Origin of the sequence: Pseudomonas sp. TWR1-1-4 (assembly GCF_049897165.1) — a bacterium.
Classification (GTDB): Bacteria; Pseudomonadota; Gammaproteobacteria; order Pseudomonadales; family Pseudomonadaceae; genus Aquipseudomonas; species Aquipseudomonas canadensis.
In genome coordinates this window covers 58,104-83,050 of sequence record NZ_JAFCVS010000006.1, presented here as the reverse complement: position 1 = coordinate 83,050, position 24,947 = coordinate 58,104, and the positions used below count along the sequence as shown (strand labels likewise).

Below are 24,947 nucleotides of genomic sequence, written 5' to 3'. Positions count from 1 at the left end.
GCAGGCTTTTCATGCCGCCGGACAAAGCAGGCATAATACCGCGCCTTTACCCATCAACCGGTAGCCCCGTGAACCCAACGCCCGCTGTGAATACCTTGCGCCCCTCGGCTTGTCCGGGGTTGCTGCGTATTGTCCAGGCGTTGGATGGCGGCATTTGCCGGATCAAATTGGCCGGAGGCTCGATCCGCGCCGACCAGGCCCACGCGGTGGCGGATGCCGCCCAGGCCTATGCCGGTGGGGTGATCGAGGCGACCAACCGCGCCAATCTGCAGATTCGCGGGATCGGCACTGAAGAACGCGCGCTGATTGCGATGCTGCTGGCAGCCGACCTCGGCCCCAGCAATGCCGCCGGCGACGACGTGCGCAACCTGATGCTCAGCCCGAGCGCCGGGATCGATCCGCAGATGCTCTTCGATACGCGCCCGCTGGCCGAACAGATCCTGAATACCCTGCAAAGCCACCCGCGTTTTCATGAGCTGTCGGCCAAGTTCGCCGTACAGTTGGATGGCGGTGAGGCGTTGGCGATGCTCGAACATCACCATGACTTGTGGCTGTCGGCGTTCGTACGTGGTGGCGAGACGCTTCTCGCATTCGGCCTGGCGGGCTGTCCTGGGCTGGATGCGCCGCTGGCCGCCGTGCCATTGGACCAGGGCCATGCACTGGTGGTGGCCGTGCTGGAAGCATTTCTGGACATCGCCACTCCCGAGCAGACCCGCATGCGGCATTTGTCTGTGGATAACTTGCTGAGTCATCTCACGCTATCGCTGCTACCAGCCGATGGCTTCAAACGACCTCCCAGCGGCGCTTTGCTGCACCTGGGCACTTATCCACAGCATCAAAATAACAAGCTTTACGTCGCCGCCATCGCACCCTTGGGTCGCCTGGATGCGACGATGCTCAAGGGCGCCGCACAACTGGCCAGCGAATACGGCGACGGCACGCTGCGCTTCACCCCCTGGCAGGGCGTATTGCTGCCCAACGTCGAAAAAACGCACGCCGTTACCGAGCACTTGGCGCAGCTCGGCTTTCTTTGTTCCATCGACCAGCCCCTGGCGCGCATGACCGCCTGCACCGGCTCCAGCGGGTGCGGCAAGGCCCTGGCCGACACCAAGGCCGATGCCGTGCAACTCGCTGCGCTGGACACCGGGCACAACGTGCATCTGTCCGGCTGCCCACGCTCCTGCGCCGCCGCACATACCGCGCCGGTGACCTTGCTGGCGGTGAGCCCCGGCCATTACGACCTCTATTTTCGCGAGGCAGCCCACCCCGATTTCGGCCGGCTGCACGCACGCAACCTTTCTATTGAAGCGACGGGCGCCTTGCTGCGCGCCCGCCCACGGAGCAACACCGATGATTGATTACATCCGCGACGGTCAGGAGATCTATCGCAACTCCTTCGCCATTATTCGCGCGGAAGCCAAGTTGGACCGCATCCCGGCTGATTTGGAGAAACTCGCGGTGCGGGTCATTCATGCCTGCGGCATGGTCGACGCCATCGACGGCCTGCAGTTCTCCGAGGGCGCGGGCAAGGCCGGGCGCGATGCGCTCGCCGCTGGCGCGCCGATCCTGTGCGATGCGCGGATGGTTTCCGAAGGTGTGACCCGCGCGCGTTTGCCGGCCAATAACCCAGTGATCTGCACCCTGCGCGACGACAGCGTGCCGGAGCTGGCGCGCGAACTGGGCAACACCCGTTCCGCTGCCGCCCTTGAACTGTGGCGTCCGCACCTGGAAGGCAGCGTGGTGGTGATCGGCAATGCGCCGACCGCGTTGTTCTATCTGCTGGAAATGCTGGATGCGGGCGCGCCGAAACCGGCGTTGATCCTCGGTTTCCCGGTCGGTTTTGTCGGCGCCGCCGAGTCCAAGGCAATGCTTGCCGCCGACAGTCGTGGTGTGCCGTTCGTGATCATGCAGGGCCGACTGGGCGGTAGTGCCATGGCCGCCGCTGCGGTAAACGCCCTGGCCACGGAGGTCGAATAATGCAGGCACGCGGACGTTTGATCGGCCTGGGTGTGGGCCCCGGTGACCCGGAACTGATCACCCTCAAGGCCCTGCGCCTGCTGCGTGAGTCGCCCGTGGTGGCGTACTTCGTGGCCAAGGGCAAGAAGGGCAACGCCTTTGGCATCATCGAAGATCACCTGGTGCCGCAACAGACGCTGATGCCGCTGGTGTACCCGGTGACCACCGAAGTGTTGCCGGCGCCGATGTCCTACGAACAGGTGATCAGCGATTTCTACGACGCCGCCAGCGTTGACGTCGCCGCACATCTGGATGCCGGCCGTGACGTGGCGGTGATCTGCGAAGGTGACCCATTCTTCTATGGCTCTTACATGTACTTGCACGACCGCCTCGCCGAGCGCTATGACGCGCAGGTGATTCCAGGCGTGTGTTCGATGCTCGGCGGTGCCTCGGTGCTGGGTGCGCCGTTGGTGTATCGCAATCAGAGCCTGTCAGTTCTTTCGGGTGTATTGCCCCATGAAGACCTCAAGCGCCGCCTGGCGGATGCCGATGCGGCCGTGATCATGAAGCTGGGTCGCAACTTCCCGAAAGTGCGTCAGGTGCTGGAAGACCTTGGCCTGGCCGGGCGCGCGCTGTACGTGGAGCGCGCCACCATGGCGAACCAGAAGATCGTGCCGCTGGATCAGGTCGACCCGTCGTCGTCGCCGTACTTCTCGCTGATCATCGTGCCCGGTGAACGGTGGCAAGGTTGATGAGCCCGGCGATTGTCATTCTGGGCCAGGGCAGCCTGGCCACTGCGCGCAAGATCCAGCAGGTCTACCCCGGTGCGTTGATCCATGGCCTGGCCGGACGGGTCGACGGCGCGGACCAGACCTACAGTGAATTCGGCGCGACCCTGCGTCTGCTCTATCAGCAAGGCACGCCGCTGATTGCGCTGTGCGCGGCGGGTATCGTCATTCGTACCCTGGCGCCGCTGCTGTTGGAAAAAGGCGAAGAACCCGCCGTGCTGGCCGTGGCCGAAGACGGCAGCGCGGTGGTGCCGTTGCTCGGCGGCCTTGGCGGTGTGAACGTGATGGCGCGCGAAATCGCCGCTGCGTTGAACGTAGCCGCTGCGATCACTACCAGTGGCGAGCTGCGTTTTGGCACCTGCCTGCTCAACCCGCCTGCGGGTTATGAACTGGCCGACCTGGAGCTGGGCAAGCGTTTCGTCTCCGACCTGCTGGCCGGCGAAAGCGTGCGCATCGAAGGCGCCGCGCCGTGGCTGGACCAGGCCAACCTGCCCCAGGACCAACAGGCACGCCTGGCGATTCATGTGGGCAGTACCGAGCGCACGCCTGCCGCCAATGAATTGCTGATCTACCCGAAGAACATCAGCGTGACCTGCAAGCCAGGTGCGCAGTTGGCTGAGCGTGTGCGCACTGAGTTGCATGAGGCGGGCATCGCCGTGCAATCCCTGGCATGCCTGTTGGCCAGTGATACACAGATGGCCGAAGCGTCGTTGCATGAGGCAGCGTTGAAGCTGGATGTACCGCTACGGTTTGCCAGCGTCACCCAGGACGTCGATATTGTCATCAACGTTGCCGAGCAACCCCTGGACCTGTCGCAAGTCGGCCGTGTGCGTGGCCGCTTGGCCGTGATCGGCCTGGGCCCCGGCGCCGCTGAGTTGATGGTGCCAGCGGTCAAGGCTGAACTGGCGCGCTGCACCGATGTGCTGGGTTACGAAACCTACGTGCGCATGGCCGGGCCCTTTCGTGACGACCAGGTGCAGCATTGCACCGACAACCGCGAAGAAATGCAGCGTGCCCGCCACGCCTTCGAACTGGCGGCCCAAGGTCGCTCGGTGGTTGTTGTGTCGTCCGGCGACCCCGGCGTGTTCGCCATGGCCGCTGCGGTAATCGAAGCCCTGCACGAATCCAGCGATCCAGCCTGGCATCAGGTCGACCTGGAAATCCTGCCGGGCGTTTCGGCCTCGCTCGCCACCGCCGCCCAGGCGGGCGCGCCGTTGGGCCATGACTTCTGCGTGATGTCGCTGTCGGACAACCTCAAACCCTGGTCGATCATCGAAAAGCGCTTGGATTTGGCCTCCCAGGCCGACTTGGCGCTGGCGTTCTACAACCCGATCTCGCGCTCGCGGCCGTGGCAGTTGGGGCGTGCCCTGGAAATCGTCGCGCTGCATCGCACGCCTGATACGCCGGTGGTGCTAGGCCGGGATATTGGTCGGCCGGGTCAGACCCTGCGCGTCACTACGCTGGGGCAACTGACGCCGGAGCAGGTGGACATGCGCACCATGGTGCTGATCGGCTCCACCACCACCGTCACCTTCCCGCGTGCCGGTGGCGGTGAATGGGTGTACACGCCGCGTTGGTACGGCGAGAAACCTGCTTCCTGAAAATGGCCCCTCGGGTGTCTGAAAACTCCGAATGACCCAGGGATTTTCCTGGCGTTGTCCGGGGTTTTTCTTTTTTCTGCGATGAAATCCGCAAGCCCGCCAGACACCGCCCCCGTTATTGCTGGGTTGCACGGTTTGACGGGGTGCGCCAAGGGATGTTTATCGTCTGGAAAACCCTGCAGCCAGTGGACTAGGGTGGACATAAGCCCCGAGTTGGGGTGCTTGTGGAGAACCAAGATGGAGCGACATCACAGAAGGATCAACAATAAAAAAAGGCGCAAGTTGATTGCCGCCTACAAACTACCGGGGGCGCCCGGAAAACGTGCGGCTTTACCGCTGGACACCGAGGACGACTTCAACGCGGCCGTGGTCAACAACAGCGTAATTTCGTTTGCTGAAGGCCTATCGAGTCTGAATCGGGAATACGTGCGTAAAAGTTATCTGCTGGCCAGCAGCTACGTCAGCGATGTATTGAAAGTGCACCGCGGTACCGAGGATTGGTACGACGAATTCATCAAAGTGATGGTCAGCCTGGGGTGGCTGCCGGTGCGCAGCCGTTTCGAGCGGGTTTCAAGTGCGGGCAAGGGCCTGACTGTGCAGTTGGCGGCGCTGAACATTATTGCCGCCGTGTTGGCGTCGAGTACGTTGTCCGGGCCGCTGCTGACAGCGTTGCCGAAACTGGCGGCCGATGCATTGGAGGCGTTGAAGCAGACGCCTGCGTCTTTCGAGCTGTTCAAACGCAACAGCTCTGTGCACCAGGGCGCTGACTTCGGCCTGGCATCCTGTGTGCAAACAGACGGCGAACTGATGATGGTGCTGGTGACCTACAGCAGCCATGGCGTGAGCAAACAGGTGGGTCTGCCTTTCCTGGAATGGGACAGCTCCTCGTTCGAGGCCTTCAGCGGGCAGACATGCCTGGTGCTGAATACCTCGGTGGTCAACGAAAAAACGATCCAACTGATGCGCGAGAGTGCGGGTGACAAGGTGCAGTTGGCGATCGCCAAATACCGGATCTAGGGCACCAGGTAACCGCGTACACCGGTGAAGATGATTTGCGCGGCCAGGGCGCACACGAACAGTCCCATCAACCGGCTGACAATCTGCAGGCCTTGGTCGCCTAAAATGCGTTCGATCCGGTTGGACAGGTACAGCACCACGCCCACCGTAAGGCTGGCCAGGGCAATGCTGAGGATGGCGGTGAGCTTGTCGTCCCAGTGTGGCTGGCTCACGCCCATCACCAACAGTGCGCCGATGGTGCCGGGGCCGACGGTAAGGGGGATGGTCAGCGGCACGATGGTCACGTCTTGCTTCACGTTGTCGGTCTGCACCGCCGACTTGCCCTGGGCCATGCCCAGGGCGGAAATGAACAGCACGCTGCCGGCGCCGATGCGGAAGGCGTCGACTGTGATGCCAAACACGCTGAAAATTACGCGGCCGAACAGGTAGAGCAGCACGCTCGATACCAGGGTCGCCAACGCCACCTTCCACGCCAGGCGGCGCCGTTCTTTGCTCGAGTAGCCACGGGTGAGGCTGATAAAGCAGGACAGCACGAAGAACGGGCTGTAGAGCACCAGCATTTTCAGGTAGACGCTGAATAACACGTGGAGCATGTGAGTGGCTCGCGGGCGGAAAAAGTGTGGGCAGTCTATCAGGCGAAACAAATCAAATGTGGGAGCTGGCTTTTGTGGTGAGCGGGCTTGCCCCGCGCTGGGCTGCGAAGCGGCCCCAATAAGTACGCCGCGTTGTGTCAGGCAGTCCGCGGCGTAGGGTTTTAGGGCTGCTTCGCAGCCCAGCGCGGGGCAAGCCCGCTCACCACAGCAAGCCCGGTCCCACATGGGGATTGTGTTTCAGGTCAGGAGGGCGCGTGTTCGGGTCGTTGCTGACGCTGTGCCACCCAGAACTCCACCAGCTCACGCAACTGCGACAACTCCACCGGCTTGGCCATGTGCCCGTCCATCCCGGCCTGGCGTGCACGCTCTTTATGTTCCGACAGAATGTGCGCCGTCAGCGCCACCACCGGTGTGCGAATACGCTGGTGGCTGACTTCCCACGCGCGCAGTTGTTGGGTCGCCGAAAAACCATCGAGGATCGGCATTTCACAGTCCATCAGCACCAGGTCATAACGTTGGGCCTTCATCGCCTCCAGCGCCTCTTCGCCATTGCTGGCGGTGTCGGGGTTGAGGTTGAGCTTGCCGAGCATGCCACGGATCACCTTGGTGGAGATGCTGTTGTCTTCGGCCACCAGGATGCGGAAATCCGTCGGCACGGTGATGGCGGCCGGGGCATTGAGGACCGGGCGGGGTGGAACGTTGCCTTTGCTGCGCTGGGTCAGTTCGTCGGCCAGGGTGGTCTTGAGCGTGTAGCCCGCCACGGGTTTGGCGAGGATGCGCTTGATCCCGCAATTGCGCGCGATGATCTTGCTCGGCGCGTTGCTGATACCGGTGAGCATGATCAACAGGATGTCGTGGTTCAGGCTTGGGTCTTCCTTGATCTTCGCCGCCAGTTGCATGCCGGTCATGCCGGGCATGTTCTGGTCAAGCAGCACCACGTCGAAGTAATCGCGCAGGTGTGCCTTGGTGCGCAGCAATGCCAGGGCTTCCTTGCCCGATGGCACCGCGCTGACGTTGAGGCCCCAGGCCGAGCATTGCTGCACCAATACTTTGCGGCAGGTGTCGTTGTCGTCCACCACCAGCACCCGCGCGCCCTTGAGTGGGCCATCGAGGTCGGAGGTCGGGTGCTCCAGGCGTTCCGGGTCCAGCGGCAGGGTCAGCCACAAGGTGCTGCCCTGATGGCTGCCGCTCTTGATACCGAACTCGCCATTCATCAGCAGGATCAATTGGCGCGCGATGACCAGGCCCAGATGGCCGTTCAGGCGGGTGGCCGAGAAGAAATTCTTGCTGTGCAGTTCGCTGTGCAGCAGGGCGTCACGTTCGGCGGCTTCCATCGGCAGGCCGCTGTCCTGCACGGCAATGCGCAGACGCGGCTTGGTGCTGCGATCATCCAGCGCGACGACGATCAGCACTTCGCCTTCGTCGGTCTTCTGCAGGGCGTTTTCCAGCAGGCTCAACATGGCCTGGCGCAGGCGCGTCGGGTCGCCGCTGATCACACGGGGCACTTGGGGCTGGATAAAGCTGATCAGTTCGACGTTTTGCTGCTCGGCCTTGGCGCGGAAGATACTCAGGCAGTCTTCGATCAGCGCGTTGAGGTCGAACTGCACGTCATCCAATTCGATCTGGCCGGATTCCAGCTTGGAAATATCGAGGATTTCGTTGATCAGCGTGAGCAGTTCATTGCCAGCACTGTGGATGGTCTGCACGTAGTCGCGCTGTTTTACCGACAGCGGCGTGCCCAGCAGCAATTCGGTCATGCCCAGCACGCCGTTCATAGGCGTGCGGATTTCGTGGCTGATCTTGGCCAGGAACTCGGCCTTGGCGGCGATCTCGGCGTTGCTTGCCGCCAGGTCACGGCTGAGGCTGAAGCGCGCTTCGACAATCGCCCGCTGGCGTTCGCCCAGCGCCAGGCTCATCAACAGACCGCTGAGACAGATAAACGCCAGCAGCGTCACGATCAGGCCCTGGGGCGAGACCATCGTCAGGCCCAACAGCGCCGGCAGGATGATCAGCGTGCCGATGTTGAACACCACCATCGCCGCCACGAACAGGCGTGCCGGGCGGTAGCCTTTCTGCCAGTGATAGGCCGAGACAAACAGCATGCTCAAGCCAGCCAATGCCACCAGGGCATAGGTGATGATGTTCAGCGGCAGGGTGTTGACGAACAACAGCAGCAGGCCGCACAGCACGATAAACAGGATGTCGGCCATCAACAGCTTGTTCAGCGGGTGTGGGCCCAGCGGCATGAAGAACCGGTAGGCAAACATCAGCCCGCACGGCGCGGTCAGCAGCAGGGCCAGGTAGGCGCCCGGCGTCTGGATCGCGTGCCAGTTTGGCAGCCAGGGGCCGATCAGGTTGAGCAGCAGTGCGAGGCTGAGCATCAGCAGGATCTCGCAAGCCGCCAGCCACAGGCTGCTGCGCGAGCGGTGGTAGGCGAAACGGGTGATGTTATGCAGGATCAGCATCAGCAGACAGCCGAACAACAGGCCGTAGATCAGTGTCTGGGTCTGGTCGGCGGCGGCGAGCACGGCCGGTTCCAGGGTGATATAGGGGCGCAGTTCATGTTCCGAGACCAGGCGCAGGTAGACCTCTAAAGGTTTCTGGCTTTGGGGCATGGGCAGCATGAAGTCACTGCTGGGTAACGGGCGCTCGGCCTGGGGCTGGCGTGTGCCGGTACTTTGTTGCTCCACCAGGGTGTCGCCGTCGAGTACATAGAGGCTCAGGTGGGATAAATCCGGGGCAAAGACCCGAAGTACTTGTTCGTGCTTGCCGGGTTGCAGCTTGAAACGCACCCACAACGCACCGTCCGGTTCGGCGGCGGTAAGGCGGTCCAGTTCGATGGGGCTGAATTGATTGGTGTAGCGCGAGGAACGGATGTCGCTCAGTTGCAGGTCGGCCTGTTCATCAAGCAATACTGCCCAGCCACTGCCTTGCGCGGCGGCCTGGGCCGGGAACAAGCAGAGCAGTGTCAGCAGACTGACAGTGAAACCTATGGCGATCCTGAGCCAGCGCACGGCGAAATCCCTTCGTAGGTTGATGCACGGTTAACTATGCGCGGGTCGGCCGGCATACGGCAAGGGCCAGAGGCCCTTGCCTAGCCGAACGGATAGCAGCTTACTGGCTCTCGCCACGCTCCCGCGCAATGGCGCGATAGCCAATGTCCTTGCGGTAGAAGCAGCCATTCCAGTCGATTTTTGCAGCCAGCTTGTAAGCCTGTTGCTGCGCGGCGTCGACGCTGGCGCCCATGGCGGTAGCGCACAACACACGGCCACCGGCGGTCACGACCTGGCCATCCTTGAGCGCAGTGCCCGCATGGAACACTTTGCCTTCCAGCGTAGCAGCCGCGTCGAGACCTTCAATCACGTCGCCCTTGGCGTAGTCAGCAGGGTAGCCACCGGCCGCCAGCACAATACCGACACTCGGACGTGGATCCCACTGGGCTTCCACCTTGTCCAGGGCCTGGGCCAGGGCTGCTTCCACCAGCAGAACCAGGCTCGATTGCAGGCGCAGCATCACCGGTTGGGTTTCCGGGTCGCCGAAGCGGCAGTTGAACTCGATGACTTTCGGGTTACCGGCTTTGTCGATCATCAGGCCGGCATACAGGAAACCGGTGTACACATTGCCTTCGTCGGCCATGCCGCGCACGGTCGGCCAGATCACCAGGTCCATGACGCGCTGGTGCACGTCGGCGGTGACCACCGGGGCAGGGGAGTAGGCACCCATGCCACCGGTGTTCGGGCCGGTGTCACCGTCGCCGACGCGTTTGTGGTCCTGGCTGGTGGCCATTGGCAAGACGTTCTTGCCGTCGACCATCACGATGAAGCTGGCTTCTTCGCCGTCGAGGAATTCCTCGATCACCACGCGTGAACCAGCGTCACCAAAAGCGTTGCCAGCGAGCATGTCGCGCACCGCGTCTTCGGCTTCCTGCAGGGTCATGGCGACGATCACGCCTTTGCCGGCGGCCAGGCCATCGGCTTTGATCACAATCGGCGCACCTTTTTCACGCAGGTAAGCCAAGGCCGGCTCGATCTCGGTGAAGTTCTGGTAGTCGGCGGTCGGGATCTTGTGGCGCGCCAGGAAGTCCTTGGTGAATGCCTTGGAACCTTCCAGCTGGGCCGCGCCAGCGGTTGGGCCGAAGCAATCCAGGCCACGGCTGCGGAACAGGTCCACCACGCCGGCAACCAATGGCACTTCCGGACCGACGATGGTCAGGGATACATTCTTTTCAGCAAAGTCTGCCAACTGCTCAAGGGCCAGCACGTCGATAGCGACGTTCTCGCACTTGGCTTCAGTGGCGGTACCGGCGTTGCCGGGGGCCACGAACACTTTCTGGACGCGCGGGTCCTGGGCAACTTTCCAGGCCAGGGCGTGTTCACGGCCACCGCTGCCAATGATCAAAACATTCATTTCAAAAACCTCGGATGACGCTGAATTCTTGGGAACACCACATTCTGTAGAAGCCGGCTTGCCGGCGATGACGGCCTCTGAATCACTACAAGCTTCAAGGGCCTCATCGCCGGCAAGCCGGCTCCTACAGTCGTGCTTTTAGTGGCGGAAGTGGCGCATACCGGTGAAGACCATAGCGATGCCAGCTTCATCAGCGGCAGCGATGACTTCAGCATCTCGCATCGAGCCACCCGGTTGGATCACGGCGGTAACACCGGCTTTCGCGGCGTTGTCCAGGCCGTCACGGAATGGGAAGAACGCATCGGAAGCCATTACCGAACCCACGACTTGCAAGCCAGCGTGTTCAGCCTTGATCGCGGCGATACGCGCCGAGTTCACGCGGCTCATCTGGCCGGCGCCGACACCAATGGTCTGGCGGTTCTTGGCGTAGACGATGGCGTTGGATTTAACGTACTTGGCCACTTTCCAGGCGAAGATCAGGTCGTTGATCTCTTGCTCGGTCGGCGCGCGTTTGGTCACGACTTTCAGGTCTTGGCTGCCGATCATGCCGATGTCGCGGCTCTGTACCAGCAAGCCGCCGTTGACGCGCTTGTAGTCCCAGGCAGCCGCACGCTCAGCCGACCACTCACCGCAGGCCAGCAGGCGTACGTTGGCTTTGGCCGCCACGATAGCGCGGGCTTCTTCGCTGACGCTTGGGGCGATGATCACTTCAACGAACTGACGCTCGACGATCGCCTTGGCGGTCTCGGCATCCAGTTCACGGTTGAAGGCGATGATGCCGCCAAACGCGGATTCGGTGTCGGTGGCGTAGGCCAGTTCGTACGCCTGGCGGATACCGCCTTCAGCGTCCGGGCTGACCGCCACGCCGCACGGGTTGGCGTGCTTGACGATCACGCAGGCCGGCTTGACGAAGCTCTTCACACATTCCAGCGCGGCGTCAGTGTCGGCCACGTTGTTGTAGGACAGCTCTTTGCCTTGCAGCTGGGTCGCGGTGGCGATACCCACTTCGGCAGGCTTGGCTTCTACGTAGAACGCCGCGCTCTGGTGCGGGTTCTCGCCGTAGCGCATTTCCTGGGCCTTGATGAACTGGCTGTTGAAGGTGCGCGGGAACTGGCTGCGGCCTTCGGTGGACAGTGTTTCAGCAGCCTGGTTAACAGTGCCCATGTAGTTGGCGATCATGCCGTCGTAGGCGGCGGTGTGTTCGAAGGCCTTGAGCATCAGGTCGAAGCGCTGGGCGTAGGTCAGGCCACCGGCCTTCAGGCTTTCCAGCACGTTGGCGTAATCGCTGGCGTTGACCACGATGGCCACGTCTTTGTGGTTCTTGGCCGCCGAGCGCACCATGGTCGGGCCGCCGATATCGATGTTTTCGATGGCGGTCGGCAAGTCGCAGCCTGGCTTGTTGATGGTGGCTTCGAACGGGTAGAGGTTAACGGCCACCAGGTCGATCGGCTTGATGCCGTGTTCGGCCATGATCGCGTCGTCGGTGCCGCGACGGCCGAGGATGCCGCCGTGGATTTTCGGGTGCAGGGTCTTGACCCGACCGTCCATCATTTCTGCGAAACCGGTGTAGTCCGCCACTTCTACTGCGGCCACGCCGTTGTCCTGCAGCAGTTTGAAGGTCCCGCCCGTGGAGAGGATTTCCACGCCCAGGGCTTCCAGCTCCCGGGCAAATTCGAGGATCCCGGTCTTGTCGGAGACACTGATCAAGGCGCGGCGGATCGGCAGGCGGGTAGTCTGGTCGGTCATTTCAATTTCCATCAAAAGCAAAGGAAGTCAGCAAAAAAGGCGACCGTTTTTACGCGGGCGCCTTTCTGGTTTGATTGAATGCTTACAGCAAATCGTATTGCTTGAGCTTTTTGCGCAAGGTGCCACGGTTGAGGCCCAGCAGCTCACTGGCTTTGGTCTGGTTGCCCTTGACGTAGTTCATCACGCTTTCGAGCAAGGGCGCCTCGACTTCGGAGAGCACCAGGTTGTACACGTCCGTGACGGAAGCGCCCTCAAGGTGGGCGAAATAATTGTGCAGCGCCTTCTCGACACTCCCGCGAAGGGTCTGGCCTTCTTCGCTCGGCGTGTTGAGGTGCTGTTTCAAATTGACGTTGTCGCTCACGGGTGTTGTTCCACTCACTAAAGTCTCGGTCATCATCGTCATGCGGCCACCCCCTCTCCGTCCCCTGTCCCCAGGCTCTTGTAACGCTCGCTGAAGAACTCACGAACGTTGGCGCACTGTGCTTCCGTATCATCCAAACGATTGAAGTGGGCGCGAAACTCCCTGGCGCCCGGCAGGGTTGCGAGATACCAGCCGACATGCTTGCGAGCAATGCGTACTCCCATCACGTCCCCATAGAAGGCGTGCAGGGCGGCCAGATGCTCTAGCAGAATACGTTCCACCTCGATCAGCTCCGGTGCCGGCAACACTTCGCCAGTACGCAGAAAATGCTCGATCTCACGAAAAATCCACGGCCGCCCCTGGGCAGCCCGGCCAATCAACAAGCCATCGGCACCAGTCGCGTGCAGCACACGCCGGGCTTTCTCGGCGGAGTCGATATCGCCATTGGCAAACACCGGCATCGACACCGCCTGCTTGATCGCAGCGATGGTGTCGTACTCGGCTTCACCGGTGTAAAGGTCGGCGCGGGTTCGGCCATGCACCGCCAGCGCTGTAATGCCTGCCTGTTCAGCGATCTTCGCCACTGTCAGGCCGTTCTTGTTGTCCCGGTCCCAGCCGGTACGGATCTTCAGGGTGACCGGCACATCCACTGCGGCGACAACGGCCTGCAGGATCTCGGCAACCAATTGCTCATCTTTCAACAGTGCGGAACCGGCGGCCTTGTTGCAGACCTTCTTGGCCGGGCAGCCCATGTTGATGTCGATGATCTGCGCCCCCAACTCCACGTTGGCCCGGGCCGCATCCGCCAGCATCTGTGCATCGCCACCAGCGATCTGTACCGAGCGGGGCTCGGGATCACCTTCGTGGATCATGCGCATCCGCGATTTGCGGGTGTTCCACAAGCTCATGTCGCTGGTGACCATTTCCGAGACTACTAGACCCGCGCCCAATCGCTTGCACAGCTGACGAAAGGGCTGGTCGGTAACCCCCGCCATCGGGGCGAGGATCAAGCCGTTCTGCAATGTATATGGGCCGATGCGTACCGCCGACATAGGACTTCCCTGTTGTGGGGCCGGATCATTAGAGTTCGAAAAAGGGTTGGCATGATACCCGCTCTCGATGACTGGATAAAGGCTGAATTGGATAAAATCTGAACAGTTATTTCTTTATCGCCACCGGTTTGGTCGCGCCCGGGAAAGTCAATAACCTGCCGTCAAATCTCAACCCATGCACCGATTCACTCTGGCGAGTGAAAGCTCAGGCTGTAGTTCACGGCTTTATTGCCCGGATCGAGGATATCCAGCGAGATATGGATCGGGGTCTGCGATGGCATTTCGCTTACTCCGGCCAACTCACCGCTGAGGTATTCGGCGGGTTTGAAGCGACGACTGGCAATCAGGCTGCCGTTCAAATCGGCAAACCGCAGCTCCAGCAGTGGGAAGGGCTGGGAGAAGGTCGCACGGTTGTAGATGATCGCGTCCACCACCAGTGCTCCTGCGAAATCCGGATGGCTGCGCACCACCAGGTTGCTGCTCTTGATGTGGGCGATATCGACCCGTGATGGCACCGTGCAGCCCAGTGTGGGGCACAGTTGCTGGAACCACGGGCGATAGGCGTCCTGGCGGGCCAGTTCGTCGAATTGGTAGGCGATGTACTGGCCTGCGAGACCGGCGGCGGCGATCAGTACCAGCAATAGCCAGATCAGACGACGGCCCAGGCTGGCCGGACGCTTTTGCGCGTAAAGGTGCAGCGGGTCGTCTTCGAGATCCAGCAGTTGGTCGTCTTGCACGCTCGTTTCGGCGCGCGGGCGCTTGCGACGGGCTTTGGGGCGTTCTTCGGGTTCTACGTCATCGGCCGATTGGGTCAGTGGCGTGAACGGCGGTTCGATGTCGTCATCGTCTGGCGTTGAGTGCAGCGGCGGCTCATCGTCGATATCGTCGGTGTGGAACGACATGGACGGTTCTGTGCGCTGCCTCGTCGCAGGTTCGGGTGCGTCTTCAGTGACGTCGATGCGCTCTTCAGGCGGCTCGCTGAACAAGCTCGCTGCCCATTTTTCCTCTTCGGCCTTGACCGTGTCACGGCTGGCGCTGAAGGATTCTTCCTTTTGGCGGCGGTCGATACCGGACTGGCGACGATCTGCACCGATCGGCAACGTGTGCTGAATCTCGCGGCGTTCCAGCTTGGCCAGTTCTTCGTCCAGGTCCAGATTGTCCAGGTCCAGCTCTTCGGCAGTCCACTGCTTCTGGCTGATGGCCCGCGCTGGTTCATGCGTCAGCTCAACCGGCACGTCTGGCTCAGGTGCGGACGCCTGGTCGCGCTGCTCCAGCAACTGACGAGCGGCATTGAACACTTGCAGGCACGAACCACAGCGCACCACGCCGCGGGCCACGCTCAATTGAGCGTGGTTGACACGAAAGCGTGCTTGGCAATGCGGGCACTGGGTGACGAAACTGTCGGTCATGCGGCCATCCGATTCAGGCAAGCGCTCATTCTAGCGCCGACGACCGCTGATGCGTACCCAGCCATCGCGGTTGGCGATCGGATCCAGCTCGAAATCCTTCGCGTAGGCAGCGGCGACGTCTTCGCCCTGCTCGGCCAGGATGCCCGACAACGCCAGGCGCCCGCCCGGCTTGACCAGGCTCGACAGCTGCGGCGCCAGCGAAACCAGTGGCCCGGCGAGGATGTTCGCGACCAACACGTCGGCCTGCACTTGGGGCAGTTGCTCCGGCAGGTAAAGCGGGAATTTGCTTTCAGGGATGTTGTTGCGCCCGGCGTTATCGCGGGAGGCTTCCAGCGCTTGGACGTCGATGTCGGTGCCGACGGCTTCTTTGGCGCCCAAGAGCAATGCGGCAATCGCCAGGATCCCAGAGCCGCAACCGAAGTCCAGCACATGGCTGTCGGTCAGGTCCTGGCCGTCCAGCCATTCCAGGCACAGCGCGGTGGTGGGGTGGGTGCCGGTGCCAAACGCGAGGCCCGGGTCCAGCAGCAGGTTGACGGCGTCTGGTTCAGGCGCGGCGTGCCAGCTTGGCACGATCCACAGGCGCTGGCCGAAACGCATCGGCTGGAAGTTGTCCATCCAGCTGCGTTCCCAGTCCTGGTCTTCGATGACCTCGCTGTGATGCTCTGGCAGCGGGCCGCCGGTGAGCAATTCCATGTGGGCCAGCACGGCGGCGGCATCGGTGCCGTCCTCGAACAGGGCCAACAAATGGGTGTGGGACCACAGCGGGGTGGTGTTGAGTTCGGGTTCGAAGATTGGTTGGTCTTCGGCGTCCATGAAGGTCACCGACACGGCGCCGACTTCGAGAAACGCGTCTTCGTAGGTTTCGGCTTGTTCTGGGCTGATGGCGAGACGGACTTGCAGCCAAGGCATGGCGGGCACCTTTGAAAAAATGAGTGTGCAGCGGGGTAGGGCTGCGAAAGCGCGCAAGTTTACGCGAGCGGCGGGAGGGGTGTACACATAACAAATGTGGGAGCGGGCTTGCTCGCGAATGCGGTGAGTCAGTGAAGAGTATTTTAGCTGATGCACCGCATTCGCGAGCAAGCCCGCTCCCACAGGGTGATGTATCCATCCAGCAAAACCCAGGGCCCAGAAACAACAAAGCCGCCCGAAGGCGGCCTTGTTGGGTGGAGCACTTACTGGTTAGCCAGCTTGTGTTCCAGGTAGTGAATGTTCACACCACCTTCGCAGAAGCCTTCATCACGGACCAGGTCCCGATGCAGCGGGATGTTGGTCTTGATGCCGTCGACCACGATTTCGTCCAGGGCGTTGCGCATACGGGCCATGGCCTCGTCGCGGGTGGCGCCCCAGGTGATCAGCTTGCCGATCAGCGAGTCGTAGTTGGACGGAACCTTGTAGCCGCTGTACAGGTGCGAATCCACACGTACGCCGTTGCCGCCGGGCGCATGGAAATGCTTGACCAGGCCAGGGCTTGGGATAAAGGTTTTCGGGTCTTCGGCGTTGATGCGGCACTCCAGGGAGTGGCCGTGCATCTTCACGTCGTCCTGGGTGAAGGACAGCGGGTTGCCGGCGGCGATGCTGAGCATCTCCTTGACGATGTCGATGCCGGTGACCATCTCCGACACCGGGTGCTCTACCTGCACACGAGTGTTCATCTCGATGAAGTAGAAACGACCGTTCTCGTACAGGAACTCGAAAGTGCCCGCGCCACGGTAGTTGATGTCGATGCACGCCTTGACGCAACGAGCCAGTACTTCCTGGCGCGCTTTTTCGTCCAGGCCCGGTGCCGGCGCTTCTTCCAGGACCTTCTGGTGGCGACGTTGCAGCGAGCAATCGCGGTCGCCCAGGTGGATGGCGTGGCCTTGGCCGTCGGACAGTACTTGCACTTCCACGTGACGTGGGTTGGTCAGGTACTTCTCCAGGTAGACCATCGGGTTGCCGAACCAGGCGCCCGCTTCGGAGCGAGTCTGCTTGGCAGCTTCGATCAGGTCTTCTTCCTTGTGCACCACGCGCATGCCGCGACCACCACCGCCACCGGCGGCCTTGATGATCACGGGGTAGCCGACTTCGCGACCAATGCGCAGAGCGGTTTCCTCGTCTTCCGGCAGCGGGCCGTCGGAACCTGGAACGGTTGGCACGCCAGCCGCGATCATGGCGTCCTTGGCCGACACCTTGTCACCCATCAGGCGAATGGTTTCGGCTTTCGGGCCGATGAAGGCAAACCCGGATTTTTCCACCTGTTCGGCGAAATCGGCGTTTTCCGCGAGGAAGCCGTAGCCAGGGTGGATGCCATCAGCGCCGGTCACTTCCGCGGCCGCGATGATGTTCGAGACTTTCAGGTACGAGTTCGTGGCCAGTGGCGGGCCGATGCAGATGCTTTCGTCCGCCAGTTTCACGTGCATCAATTCGGTATCGGCCGTCGAGTAAACAGCGACGGTCTTGATGCCCTCTTCCTTACAGGCGCGCAGGATACGCAGCGCGATCTCGCCGCGGTTGGCGATCAGGACTTTTTGCAGTTTCTTCGCAGGTTTCAACATCGAAGGCGCTCCGCGGTTCAAACGATGGTGAACAGCGGCTGGTCGTACTCAACCGGCTGACCGTTTTCTACCAGGATGGATTCGATGACGCCGGCTTTTTCAGCGGTGATGTGGTTCATCATCTTCATCGCTTCAACGATGCAGATGGTGTCGCCCACTTTCACGGTTGCGCCGACTTCAACGAAGGCTGGCGAGGTCGGTGCCGGGGTGCGGTAGAACGTACCGACCATTGGCGACTTGACCACGAAACCGTTCAGCGCTGGAGCCGCTGGAGCGGCAGGTGCAGCGGCGGCAGCCGGAGCGGCGGCTGGAGCAGCAGCCGGCGCCGGTGCTTGCATCTGTGGCGCGTAGAACTGCTGGGCCGGGGTCTTGCTGTGGCGGCTGATCCGTACGGACTCTTCGCCTTCCTTGATTTCCAGCTCGTCGATACCGGATTCTTCCAGCAGTTCGATCAGTTTCTTAACTTTACGGATATCCATGAATCATCAACTCCCAAGGGTCGGTCAGGGGCGCTTGGCCGGTTGTTCAAGTTGTTCCAGGGCGGCCTCCAGGGCCAGTCGGTAACCGCTGGCGCCAAGGCCGCAGATCACACCTACCGCTACGTCGGAGAAGTAGGAGTGATGGCGGAAAGCTTCGCGTTTGTGCACGTTCGACAAATGCACTTCGATGAATGGGATGCTCACCGCCAGCAACGCGTCACGTAATGCAACGCTTGTATGTGTAAAAGCGGCGGGATTGATCAGGATAAAGTCCACGCCTTCGCCGCGCGCGGCATGGATGCGATCAATCAATTCGTACTCGGCATTGCTTTGCAGGTAGAGCAGATGGTGGCCGGCTTCACGGGCCCTGCGCTCCAGGTCGAGGTTGATCTGGTCCAGGGTGACTGCCCCGTAGACGCCCGGTTCACGGGTGCCGAGCAGGTTCAGGTTGGGTCCGTGAAGAACCAGTAAGGTCGCCATCGGCTGTTCCTTGTTATTGATGTGGGTACGGCAGAACCCGGCGACTATGCCGCAAAGCCTTTGTGACTGTCCAGTTCTATGCAGTAGGCAGCACGATTAGCGAGGATAGCGCGAAATTTGTGACTGTGAGGCCGGATTCGGTCAGTGTAGGAGCGAGCTTGCTCGCGAAAAACGTCAACGATAACGCGGGGCGTCTGGATTAAAGCGGTGCCTGCGCGTTCTTCGCGAGCAAGCTCGCTCCTACAGTGGGTGTTCAGACGCGAAAGGCCTGCACAGCAGTATTGAGCTGCCCACCTAGCACCAACAGATGCTCACCTTGGCTGCGGCCCTGGCCGATTCGCAGCAAGTTATCTTCACCCAACTGGTGAATCCGCTCGCTGTTGTCGCGAATCTCACTGACGGCGCCACTCTGCTGTGCCGTCACATCGGCGATGCGCACGGCGGTGTCGGAAATGGTCTGGATAGCCCCGACGATTTCATCCAGCGCGCCGTCCGCTGCCTGGGCTTGCTGGGCGGTCGCTTCGGCGTGTTCGACCTGGGCGCGCATGCCTTGCACCGATTGATGGGCGGCGCTTTGCAGACCGGCGATCAAGGTCTGGATTTCTGCGGTGGCGCCGGCGGTGCGCTGGGCCAGGGAGCGGACTTCGTCGGCGACCACGGCAAAGCCACGGCCGGCCTCACCGGCGCGGGCAGCCTCGATGGCGGCGTTAAGGGCGAGCAGGTTGGTCTGGTCGGCAATTGAGCGGATCACCGTCAGCACGCCGCCGATGGTGGCGGATTCTTCCGCGAGTTTTTCGATCATCTGCGCATTCTGCTGCACTTCGCCGACCAGGGCATGCAGCCCGGTCAGGCTCAGGCCGATCACACGTTGGCCTTGCTCCACCGCCTGACCGGCACTGCGACTGGCGCCTGCCGCCTGGCTGGCATCGCCTGCGACTTGCTGGATGGTCGCTTCCAGTTCACCCAGCGAATCACGGATCTGCGCGGTATCCCCGGCCTGGCGTTCGGCGCCGTCGTGCAGGCCGCTGCTCAGTTCGGCCAGCGCACGGCTACTGCCGGCGACTTCCTCGGCATTGCCGCGAATCGTACCCACCAAATCCACCAGATAGGCGCGCAGGCGGTTCAAGGAGGCTTCAATGTCGTGCAGCTCGCGGTTGGTCTTACCCAGGGCAATCGGCTGGCTGAAATCGCCCTCGGCCCAGGTCGACAAGGCGGGTGCCAGATTGGTCAGCACCCGCGCCAGGCGGCGTTGCAGGGTGTCGATCAGCAGCGCGATCAGCAGGATCAGGCCGATCATTACCCCTTGCATCAGGCGCACTTCGCTCTGGATCTTGCCGTGCTGCGCGCGCACTACGGGCTCCAGGCCGGCGATGGCTTGTTGCACGGTGTCGATCTTCTGGTGGGTCTTGGCGGCCAGGTCGGTGCGTTGCTGGATCTGTTCGCGGGTGCGCTTGAGTTCGGCGGGGTAGCGGGTCAGCAGGCTGTTGAGTTCACGTTTGAGGTCGACGCCAGTGTCCTGGGCTTCGGTTTTTTCGGTGTTCTCCAGGCCCATCAGTGCGGAAAAGTCGTTGGCGCTGGATTCGGCGCTGGCCTTCACGCCCAGCAATGGCAGTTGTTCCAGCGCATCGGCTTGGCTGCGGATGTTGCTGACTTCGCGCTCCACATCATCGGCCAGTTCCGCGCGCCCGCTGCTCACCAGTTTGTCGCGGGCCAGGGACAGTTTGCCCAGGTGCTGCGACGCAGCCAGCAAAGGCGGCAGATAGCGGGCGGCGTCAGGAGTAGTCACCCCGGTGGCGTACTGACTCAATTGCTCCAGGTTCGCACCTAATTCGCGCTCGGCCTGCAGCAACAAGGCTTGCGGGTCGCCGGCCAGCTTGCCGGCCGCCAGCAGGTCAGTCTTGCTGAACGCATCCAGGTCAACCAGGCTCGGGCGCAGGTTTTGCGCGAGGTCCGCCGGCAACTCATCCAGATGCTGCAACAGGTTTTCCAAGCTCTGGCTGGCACTGCTCAAGCGCAGGGCGTCGCCGCTGGCGAGGTAGTCGTCGATATTACGCGCCGCTTGGTTCTGGAAGGCCTGGGACAGGCCCAGGTAGCGTTCCATCAGCAAATAAGGCCGTTCCAGCGCGCGCTGCGACCACCACAGGGTCGCGCCCAGCGCCAGGCACACGGCCACCAGAAGAAGGGTATTGAGATTGGTCAGCAGCTTCAGGCGCATGCGTGGTTTCAACCGACAGCAAAAGATAAGTGCCTGAAGTTATTGCGTTTTCATTACAAGGTTATGACCGAATCAGTCGATTCTGGTGAAAAGGTGGCACTTTGCTTTGATGTGCGCGCAGCCTGCACGCGGTTACGTCCGGCATCCTTGGCGCGGTACAGCGCCTCGTCGGCCTGGGCCGCCATCATCAGGCTGTCGGAACCGTCGCACAGCTCGACCAACCCGGCGCTGAAGGTACACCACAAATCCTGGGGCTGGGCGGGGTAGTGGATTTCGGCAAAGCGCCCACGGATTTCATCCAGCACTTTGCACGCCGATTCCAGGTCGGTATCCGGCATTACGATGGCGAATTCTTCACCGCCGTAGCGCCCGATATAGTCGGTCTTGCGCAAGCGTTGCTTGAGAAACAGCGCCAGGCTCTTGATCACACGGTCGCCCATGGGGTGGCCGTGGCTGTCGTTGACCCGCTTGAAGTGGTCGATATCCAGCATCGCAAAACTCAGCGGCTTGTTCTCGCGGCGCGCACGAAAGCTGCAGTCTTCGAGCAATTGCAGGATGTGAGTGTGGTTGTACAGGCCGGTCAGGCTGTCGCGCACCATCCGCGCCTTGAGGTTGCGCGCACGCGCCGCGCGATTGCGCACGGTGGTGATCAGGTGGCGCGGCTTGATCGGCTTGGTGAGGAAGTCGTCGCCGCCTTCGCTCATGGCGTCCAGTTGCTTGTCCAGGTCATCCTCGGCCGACAGGTAGATGATCGGCACGCTCACATAACGGTCGTTATGGCGGATGACCTTGGCCAGTTCGGTACCGGTACAGGCTGGCATATACATGTCGAGGATGATCAGGTCGGGCTGGAAATCCGCCAGCTCGGCCATGGCCTGGATCGGCTCGATTAGCGTGCGGGTGACGATGCCGGCGCTGTTGAGCAGGCGCTCGGTGTGCAGCGCCTGGGCCCGCGAGTCGTCGATGATCAGTACTTTATACGGTTCGTATTGGGCGACGCAGGTCAGTACCTCGATCTTCTCCAACAGGCTCGACGCTTCCAGCGTGCCGGTGAGGAACTCCTGGCCCCCAGCGCGCACGGCGGCCAGGCGGGTGGGGGTATCGGTTTCGTGCAGGCTGAAAAACAGCAGCGGCAGCTTTTGCTCCAGGCCTTCCTGGGCTTCGGCGGCGAGCTTGAGGCCCAGGCCGGCGCCGCAGAAATCCACGTCCATCACAATCGCCGAGGGCAGGCGCTCGGCCATCGACGCGCGAAACGCCGCCACGCTGTCGAGGGATTGGGCGCTCATGCCAAAGAATTCCAGCTGCTTGGCCAGGCGCTCGGCGCGGTCGTGATCGGCCAGCATCACGTAGATCGGCTTGCGCATGGGCGGCAGGAAAGTTTGTTCGAGCTGGTCGCCCTGGCGCAGGCCGGTACGGGACAGGCGCTGCATCAAGCGATTGAGTTCGGTGATCAAGTGGCTGCTCAGGCGGCCACGGTTTTCGTCCACCGCCTTGAGGGATTCACCGATGTGTCGCGCCAACTGGCCGTGTTCCGGCTGTTCAAAACGTTCGGCAAAACGCAGCAGGCGCAAATTGGCCTCGCTGAGTTCGGAGAGGTCGGCGCCGGACCATTCGCTGCGTTGCAGGCGCTGCCAGATCTCAAGAATTTGACGTGCCTGATGAATTACCCGCTGGGCAAAATGCTGCTTGAGGCGCTCACGGCTGGGGTCTTCTGGCTCGGTCATATCCTGACTACTAGTTAGGGTGCATGCTGAGGTCGACTGATGGCTCTATGCTAGCACCTCTTTCCGATAGGATGAGTGTCATACGTCAATAAACTGCGTGCCCGTCGCATTCAGTTGCTGACTGGATGGTCGCGCAGCGTAAAAAGCGTGCATCCTTTATAGTCGAACGTGCCCTGTGCGCCAGTTTGGCGAAAAGCCCCGCACGGGTTGGCACGATGGGGTAGGGTTGTGGTCGGAGTGTTTGAACGCACGCCATCAATTCAAGTGCATGAACTCAAGTGATTGAAAGGATATCGCCATGCTGGACTGGAAAAACCGTGCAGGCAGCGCCAAAGGCCCCGCGCCTGAGCCCAAGTCGGCCAACCGCGGCTATTTTCGTACCGTGCTGATGAGCCGCGCCGTGCTCAGCGTGCTCGGCCTGTACCTGTTGGTCACCGGCGCCCTGGGCTGGTACTGGAGCGAAGAGCCGGCGCTGTTTCCGGTGCAGCAGAATGCGCAGTTGGCCGCCGAGAAAGAAGGCAAGCAGATGGTGGTGGGCTACACCACGGTCGAAACCCTCAAGACCGTGGTCGGCACCTTGCTGAACAAACCCGGTGGCTACATTTCCAACGATCGCTTCCCGCCAGGCCTGTGGATGGACAACATGCCGAGCTGGGAATACGGCGTACTGGTGCAGGTGCGCGACCTGACCCGCGCCCTGCGTAAAGACTTCGCCCGCTCGCAGTCGCAGTCAGCCGAAGACGCGGATTTGGCCAAGGCCGAGCCACGCTTCAACTTCGACAACAAGAGCTGGGTGCTGCCGTCCAGTGAGTCGGAATATCAGGAAGGCATCAATTCCCTGAGCCGCTACGAAGCACGCCTGTCCGATCCGAACCAGCGCGGCGCGCTGTTCTATGCACGTGCCGACAACCTGAACAACTGGCTGGGTGACGTCGCCACTCGCCTTGGCTCGCTGTCGCAGCGCCTGTCGGCCAGCGTCGGCCGGGTGAAATTGAACACCGCACTGAAAACCGAAGCCTTGGCGCCGGGTGAAGTGCCGCAGGTCGATGAAGAAGTGGTGGAAACCCCATGGATGCAGATCGACAACGTGTTCTACGAAGCCCGTGGCCAGGCTTGGGCGCTGTCGCACCTGCTGCGCGCCATCGAAGTCGACTTTGCCGACGTGCTGGCCAAGAAAAACGCCACCGTCAGCGTGCGCCAGATCATTCGTGAGCTGGAAGCCTCGCAAGAGCCGGTTTGGAGTCCTATGATTCTCAACGGCAGTGGCTTCGGCGTGTTGGCGAACCACTCGCTGGTGATGGCCAACTATATTTCCCGGGCAAACGCTGCAGTGATCGACTTGCGTCAGCTACTCAACCAGGGTTGATGATGGACGCTACTCAAAAGGAGGCCTTACACCGCGCGGCTTCCGATGCTGAACTGATCTGCTGGGTCGACGAGCGGGACACCCTGCTCGGCACCCTCGTCAGGTCCGACCTGCGTCAGCGCGGCCTGATTGGCCGTTGCACTTTTATCTTCCTGTTCAACTCCCGTGGCGAGCTGTGTGTGCATCGGCGCACGCTGAGCAAAGCCATGTATCCAGGGTTCTGGGACACGGCGGCGGGTGGAATGGTAGCGGCGGGTGAATCCTATTCAATATCGGCCGCCCGCGAGCTGGAGGAAGAACTGGGCGTCAGCGGAGTGGAGTTGGTCGAGCACGACCATTTCTATTTCGAGGATGGCGACAGCCGGCTCTGGTGTAAATCCTACTCTGCCGTCTGGGATGGGCCACTGCGCCTGCAGCCGGAAGAGGTCATGGAAGCGCGCTTTTTACCTATCGAAACCGTCCTGCAGGAGGCCGAACAAAAGCCTTACTGCCCGGACGCCCAGGAAGGCTTGCGCCGCTATCTGGCCTCACGTCGCTAAAGTTGCATAAATTGGCGCCATTTGGCTCTTAGCAAGTCGGCTTTTTGTGGTTACACTGCGCGACTTTTCACCCGAACCGCCTTGGCGGTTCGGTAGCGCTGCCCCTGCCTGAGTGGGGCTTCGCGGTCGGTTCACCTCTTTGCGGGTGCCGATCAGTCTTCATCCTCCCAAGAGGATTGCCGGTGGCCAAAAAAGCCGCATCCTTCGCCGCCCTTGGTGGCCTGGTATTTTCCACCGACGCAGGTCGACACTGCCCGGACTGTCGTCAGCCCGTGGATTCGTGTACCTGCAAACAGACCCTGATCCCTGAAGGCGACGGTATTGCCCGCGTACGACGCGAGAGCAAGGGCCGTGGCGGCAAGACGGTGACCACCATCACCGGCGTGCCGCTGGCCGAAGACGCGCTGAAGGAACTAGCCACTGCGCTGAAAAAGCGCTGCGGCACTGGTGGCGCGTTGAAAGACGGTGTCATCGAGATCCAGGGCGATCACGTCGAGCTACTGTTGGCCGAGCTGATCAAGCTCGGGTACAAGGCCAAGAAGTCCGGCGGCTGAGAGCCTCTTCCCGACCTGTGTCTAAACTCTGTCCTGCGCGTGGGGTCCTACCTTGCACGCAGGCAAATCGTCATTTTCATTCTTTAGACTGCGCCAGCCTCAACCAGGGGCGGCGCTTTCGCCTTC

Annotated in this window: 21 protein-coding genes; 8 read left to right on the top strand and 13 right to left on the bottom strand. The window is 61.7% G+C overall.

Going from position 1 to position 24,947, the window contains the following annotated elements:
* Positions 1–11 precede the first annotated feature (11 nt).
* The 5 genes from cobG to ACP7C6_RS19660 all read left to right on the top strand — a co-directional run bounded on the left by cobG (position 12) and on the right by ACP7C6_RS19660 (position 5,362).
* Positions 12–1,358, top strand: coding sequence for a precorrin-3B synthase (cobG, locus tag ACP7C6_RS19680; protein WP_426109139.1), 1,347 nt, complete (start codon positions 12–14; stop codon positions 1,356–1,358).
* Positions 1,351–1,977, top strand: coding sequence for a precorrin-8X methylmutase (locus tag ACP7C6_RS19675; RefSeq protein WP_016976987.1), 627 nt, complete (start codon positions 1,351–1,353; stop codon positions 1,975–1,977). The genes cobG and ACP7C6_RS19675 overlap by 8 nt, the downstream gene beginning before the upstream one ends.
* Positions 1,977–2,708: a precorrin-2 C(20)-methyltransferase gene (locus tag ACP7C6_RS19670; protein ID WP_068935318.1), complete on the top strand. Its 732-nt coding sequence runs from the start codon at positions 1,977–1,979 to the stop codon at positions 2,706–2,708. The genes ACP7C6_RS19675 and ACP7C6_RS19670 overlap by 1 nt, the downstream gene beginning before the upstream one ends.
* Positions 2,708–4,345: a precorrin-3B C(17)-methyltransferase gene (gene cobJ / locus ACP7C6_RS19665; RefSeq protein ID WP_426109138.1), complete on the top strand. Its 1,638-nt coding sequence runs from the start codon at positions 2,708–2,710 to the stop codon at positions 4,343–4,345. The genes ACP7C6_RS19670 and cobJ overlap by 1 nt, the downstream gene beginning before the upstream one ends.
* 237 nt (positions 4,346–4,582) lie before the next feature.
* Entirely contained in the window at positions 4,583–5,362 is a 780-nt protein-coding gene (locus ACP7C6_RS19660) for a hypothetical protein (RefSeq protein WP_068935323.1), read from the top strand.
* On the opposite strand, the gene ACP7C6_RS19655 is transcribed toward ACP7C6_RS19660, so the two are convergent.
* The 13 genes from ACP7C6_RS19655 to ACP7C6_RS19595 form a co-directional block, all read right to left on the bottom strand.
* Positions 5,359–5,955, bottom strand: a complete 597-nt coding sequence (locus tag ACP7C6_RS19655) for a MarC family protein (protein WP_426109137.1) — start codon at positions 5,953–5,955, stop codon at positions 5,359–5,361. The genes ACP7C6_RS19660 and ACP7C6_RS19655 overlap by 4 nt on opposite strands.
* A gap of 242 nt (positions 5,956–6,197) precedes the next feature.
* Positions 6,198–8,969 carry a hybrid sensor histidine kinase/response regulator gene (locus tag ACP7C6_RS19650; RefSeq protein ID WP_028615573.1) on the bottom strand — a complete coding sequence of 924 codons (2,772 nt, stop codon included), beginning with the start codon at positions 8,967–8,969 and terminating at the stop codon, positions 6,198–6,200.
* Between the two features lie 100 nt (positions 8,970–9,069).
* On the bottom strand, positions 9,070–10,362 hold the full coding sequence (gene purD, locus ACP7C6_RS19645; protein ID WP_028615574.1) for a phosphoribosylamine--glycine ligase: 1,293 nt from the start codon (positions 10,360–10,362) through the stop codon (positions 9,070–9,072).
* Positions 10,363–10,500: 138 nt separating this feature from the next.
* Positions 10,501–12,108: a bifunctional phosphoribosylaminoimidazolecarboxamide formyltransferase/IMP cyclohydrolase gene (purH, locus tag ACP7C6_RS19640; protein ID WP_122554725.1), complete on the bottom strand. Its 1,608-nt coding sequence runs from the start codon at positions 12,106–12,108 to the stop codon at positions 10,501–10,503.
* A gap of 82 nt (positions 12,109–12,190) precedes the next feature.
* Positions 12,191–12,511: a DNA-binding transcriptional regulator Fis gene (gene fis, locus ACP7C6_RS19635; protein ID WP_002555375.1), complete on the bottom strand. Its 321-nt coding sequence runs from the start codon at positions 12,509–12,511 to the stop codon at positions 12,191–12,193.
* On the bottom strand, positions 12,508–13,521 hold the full coding sequence (gene dusB / locus ACP7C6_RS19630; protein ID WP_016976994.1) for a tRNA dihydrouridine synthase DusB: 1,014 nt from the start codon (positions 13,519–13,521) through the stop codon (positions 12,508–12,510). The genes fis and dusB overlap by 4 nt, the downstream gene beginning before the upstream one ends.
* A gap of 185 nt (positions 13,522–13,706) precedes the next feature.
* Positions 13,707–14,930 (bottom strand): DUF3426 domain-containing protein, encoded by a 1,224-nt coding sequence (locus tag ACP7C6_RS19625; protein WP_122685876.1) that lies wholly within the window; start codon positions 14,928–14,930, stop codon positions 13,707–13,709.
* Between the two features lie 30 nt (positions 14,931–14,960).
* Entirely contained in the window at positions 14,961–15,839 is an 879-nt protein-coding gene (gene prmA / locus ACP7C6_RS19620) for a 50S ribosomal protein L11 methyltransferase (protein WP_122685878.1), read from the bottom strand.
* Between the two features lie 263 nt (positions 15,840–16,102).
* Positions 16,103–17,464, bottom strand: coding sequence for an acetyl-CoA carboxylase biotin carboxylase subunit (gene accC / locus ACP7C6_RS19615; RefSeq protein ID WP_010213490.1), 1,362 nt, complete (start codon positions 17,462–17,464; stop codon positions 16,103–16,105).
* 17 nt (positions 17,465–17,481) lie between these two features.
* Positions 17,482–17,943 carry an acetyl-CoA carboxylase biotin carboxyl carrier protein gene (accB, locus tag ACP7C6_RS19610; protein ID WP_017136744.1) on the bottom strand — a complete coding sequence of 154 codons (462 nt, stop codon included), beginning with the start codon at positions 17,941–17,943 and terminating at the stop codon, positions 17,482–17,484.
* A gap of 24 nt (positions 17,944–17,967) precedes the next feature.
* The gene (aroQ, locus tag ACP7C6_RS19605; RefSeq protein ID WP_010213488.1) at positions 17,968–18,423 is read right to left on the bottom strand and encodes a type II 3-dehydroquinate dehydratase; all 456 of its coding nucleotides are present in this window, start codon (positions 18,421–18,423) and stop codon (positions 17,968–17,970) included.
* 253 nt (positions 18,424–18,676) lie between these two features.
* Complete coding sequence (locus tag ACP7C6_RS19600; RefSeq protein WP_405045891.1) at positions 18,677–19,225, bottom strand: methyl-accepting chemotaxis protein; 549 nt, start codon at positions 19,223–19,225, stop codon at positions 18,677–18,679.
* 1,466 nt (positions 19,226–20,691) lie between these two features.
* Positions 20,692–22,362 carry a response regulator gene (locus ACP7C6_RS19595; RefSeq protein WP_028615579.1) on the bottom strand — a complete coding sequence of 557 codons (1,671 nt, stop codon included), beginning with the start codon at positions 22,360–22,362 and terminating at the stop codon, positions 20,692–20,694.
* Positions 22,363–22,750: 388 nt separating this feature from the next.
* Between ACP7C6_RS19595 and ACP7C6_RS19590 the strand changes: the two genes are divergently transcribed.
* The 3 genes from ACP7C6_RS19590 to ACP7C6_RS19580 all read left to right on the top strand — a co-directional run bounded on the left by ACP7C6_RS19590 (position 22,751) and on the right by ACP7C6_RS19580 (position 24,821).
* Positions 22,751–23,728, top strand: coding sequence for a DUF2333 family protein (locus ACP7C6_RS19590; protein ID WP_370468598.1), 978 nt, complete (start codon positions 22,751–22,753; stop codon positions 23,726–23,728).
* 2 nt (positions 23,729–23,730) lie between these two features.
* Entirely contained in the window at positions 23,731–24,267 is a 537-nt protein-coding gene (locus ACP7C6_RS19585) for an NUDIX hydrolase (protein ID WP_426109136.1), read from the top strand.
* Between the two features lie 182 nt (positions 24,268–24,449).
* A complete protein-coding gene (locus tag ACP7C6_RS19580) occupies positions 24,450–24,821 on the top strand; it encodes a translation initiation factor Sui1 (protein ID WP_025857628.1) in 372 nt (123 codons plus the stop codon).
* Positions 24,822–24,947 lie beyond the last annotated feature (126 nt).

Bases quoted from the DNA above. Each gene is read 5' to 3' on its own strand.
- cobG (WP_426109139.1), top strand. From the start codon at position 12: ATGCCGCCGGACAAAGCAGGCATAATACCGCGCCTTTACCCATCAACC.
- ACP7C6_RS19675 (WP_016976987.1), top strand. From the start codon at position 1,351: ATGATTGATTACATCCGCGACGGTCAGGAGATCTATCGCAACTCCTTC.
- ACP7C6_RS19670 (WP_068935318.1), top strand. From the start codon at position 1,977: ATGCAGGCACGCGGACGTTTGATCGGCCTGGGTGTGGGCCCCGGTGAC.
- cobJ (WP_426109138.1), top strand. From the start codon at position 2,708: ATGAGCCCGGCGATTGTCATTCTGGGCCAGGGCAGCCTGGCCACTGCG.
- ACP7C6_RS19660 (WP_068935323.1), top strand. From the start codon at position 4,583: ATGGAGCGACATCACAGAAGGATCAACAATAAAAAAAGGCGCAAGTTG.
- ACP7C6_RS19655 (WP_426109137.1), bottom strand. From the start codon at position 5,955: ATGCTCCACGTGTTATTCAGCGTCTACCTGAAAATGCTGGTGCTCTAC.
- purD (WP_028615574.1), bottom strand. From the start codon at position 10,362: ATGAATGTTTTGATCATTGGCAGCGGTGGCCGTGAACACGCCCTGGCC.
- purH (WP_122554725.1), bottom strand. From the start codon at position 12,108: ATGACCGACCAGACTACCCGCCTGCCGATCCGCCGCGCCTTGATCAGT.
- fis (WP_002555375.1), bottom strand. From the start codon at position 12,511: ATGACGATGATGACCGAGACTTTAGTGAGTGGAACAACACCCGTGAGC.
- dusB (WP_016976994.1), bottom strand. From the start codon at position 13,521: ATGTCGGCGGTACGCATCGGCCCATATACATTGCAGAACGGCTTGATC.
- ACP7C6_RS19625 (WP_122685876.1), bottom strand. From the start codon at position 14,930: ATGACCGACAGTTTCGTCACCCAGTGCCCGCATTGCCAAGCACGCTTT.
- prmA (WP_122685878.1), bottom strand. From the start codon at position 15,839: ATGCCTTGGCTGCAAGTCCGTCTCGCCATCAGCCCAGAACAAGCCGAA.
- accC (WP_010213490.1), bottom strand. From the start codon at position 17,464: ATGTTGAAACCTGCGAAGAAACTGCAAAAAGTCCTGATCGCCAACCGC.
- accB (WP_017136744.1), bottom strand. From the start codon at position 17,943: ATGGATATCCGTAAAGTTAAGAAACTGATCGAACTGCTGGAAGAATCC.
- aroQ (WP_010213488.1), bottom strand. From the start codon at position 18,423: ATGGCGACCTTACTGGTTCTTCACGGACCCAACCTGAACCTGCTCGGC.
- ACP7C6_RS19600 (WP_405045891.1), bottom strand. From the start codon at position 19,225: ATGATCGAAAAACTCGCGGAAGAATCCGCCACCATCGGCGGCGTGCTG.
- ACP7C6_RS19595 (WP_028615579.1), bottom strand. From the start codon at position 22,362: ATGACCGAGCCAGAAGACCCCAGCCGTGAGCGCCTCAAGCAGCATTTT.
- ACP7C6_RS19590 (WP_370468598.1), top strand. From the start codon at position 22,751: ATGAGCCGCGCCGTGCTCAGCGTGCTCGGCCTGTACCTGTTGGTCACC.
- ACP7C6_RS19585 (WP_426109136.1), top strand. From the start codon at position 23,731: ATGGACGCTACTCAAAAGGAGGCCTTACACCGCGCGGCTTCCGATGCT.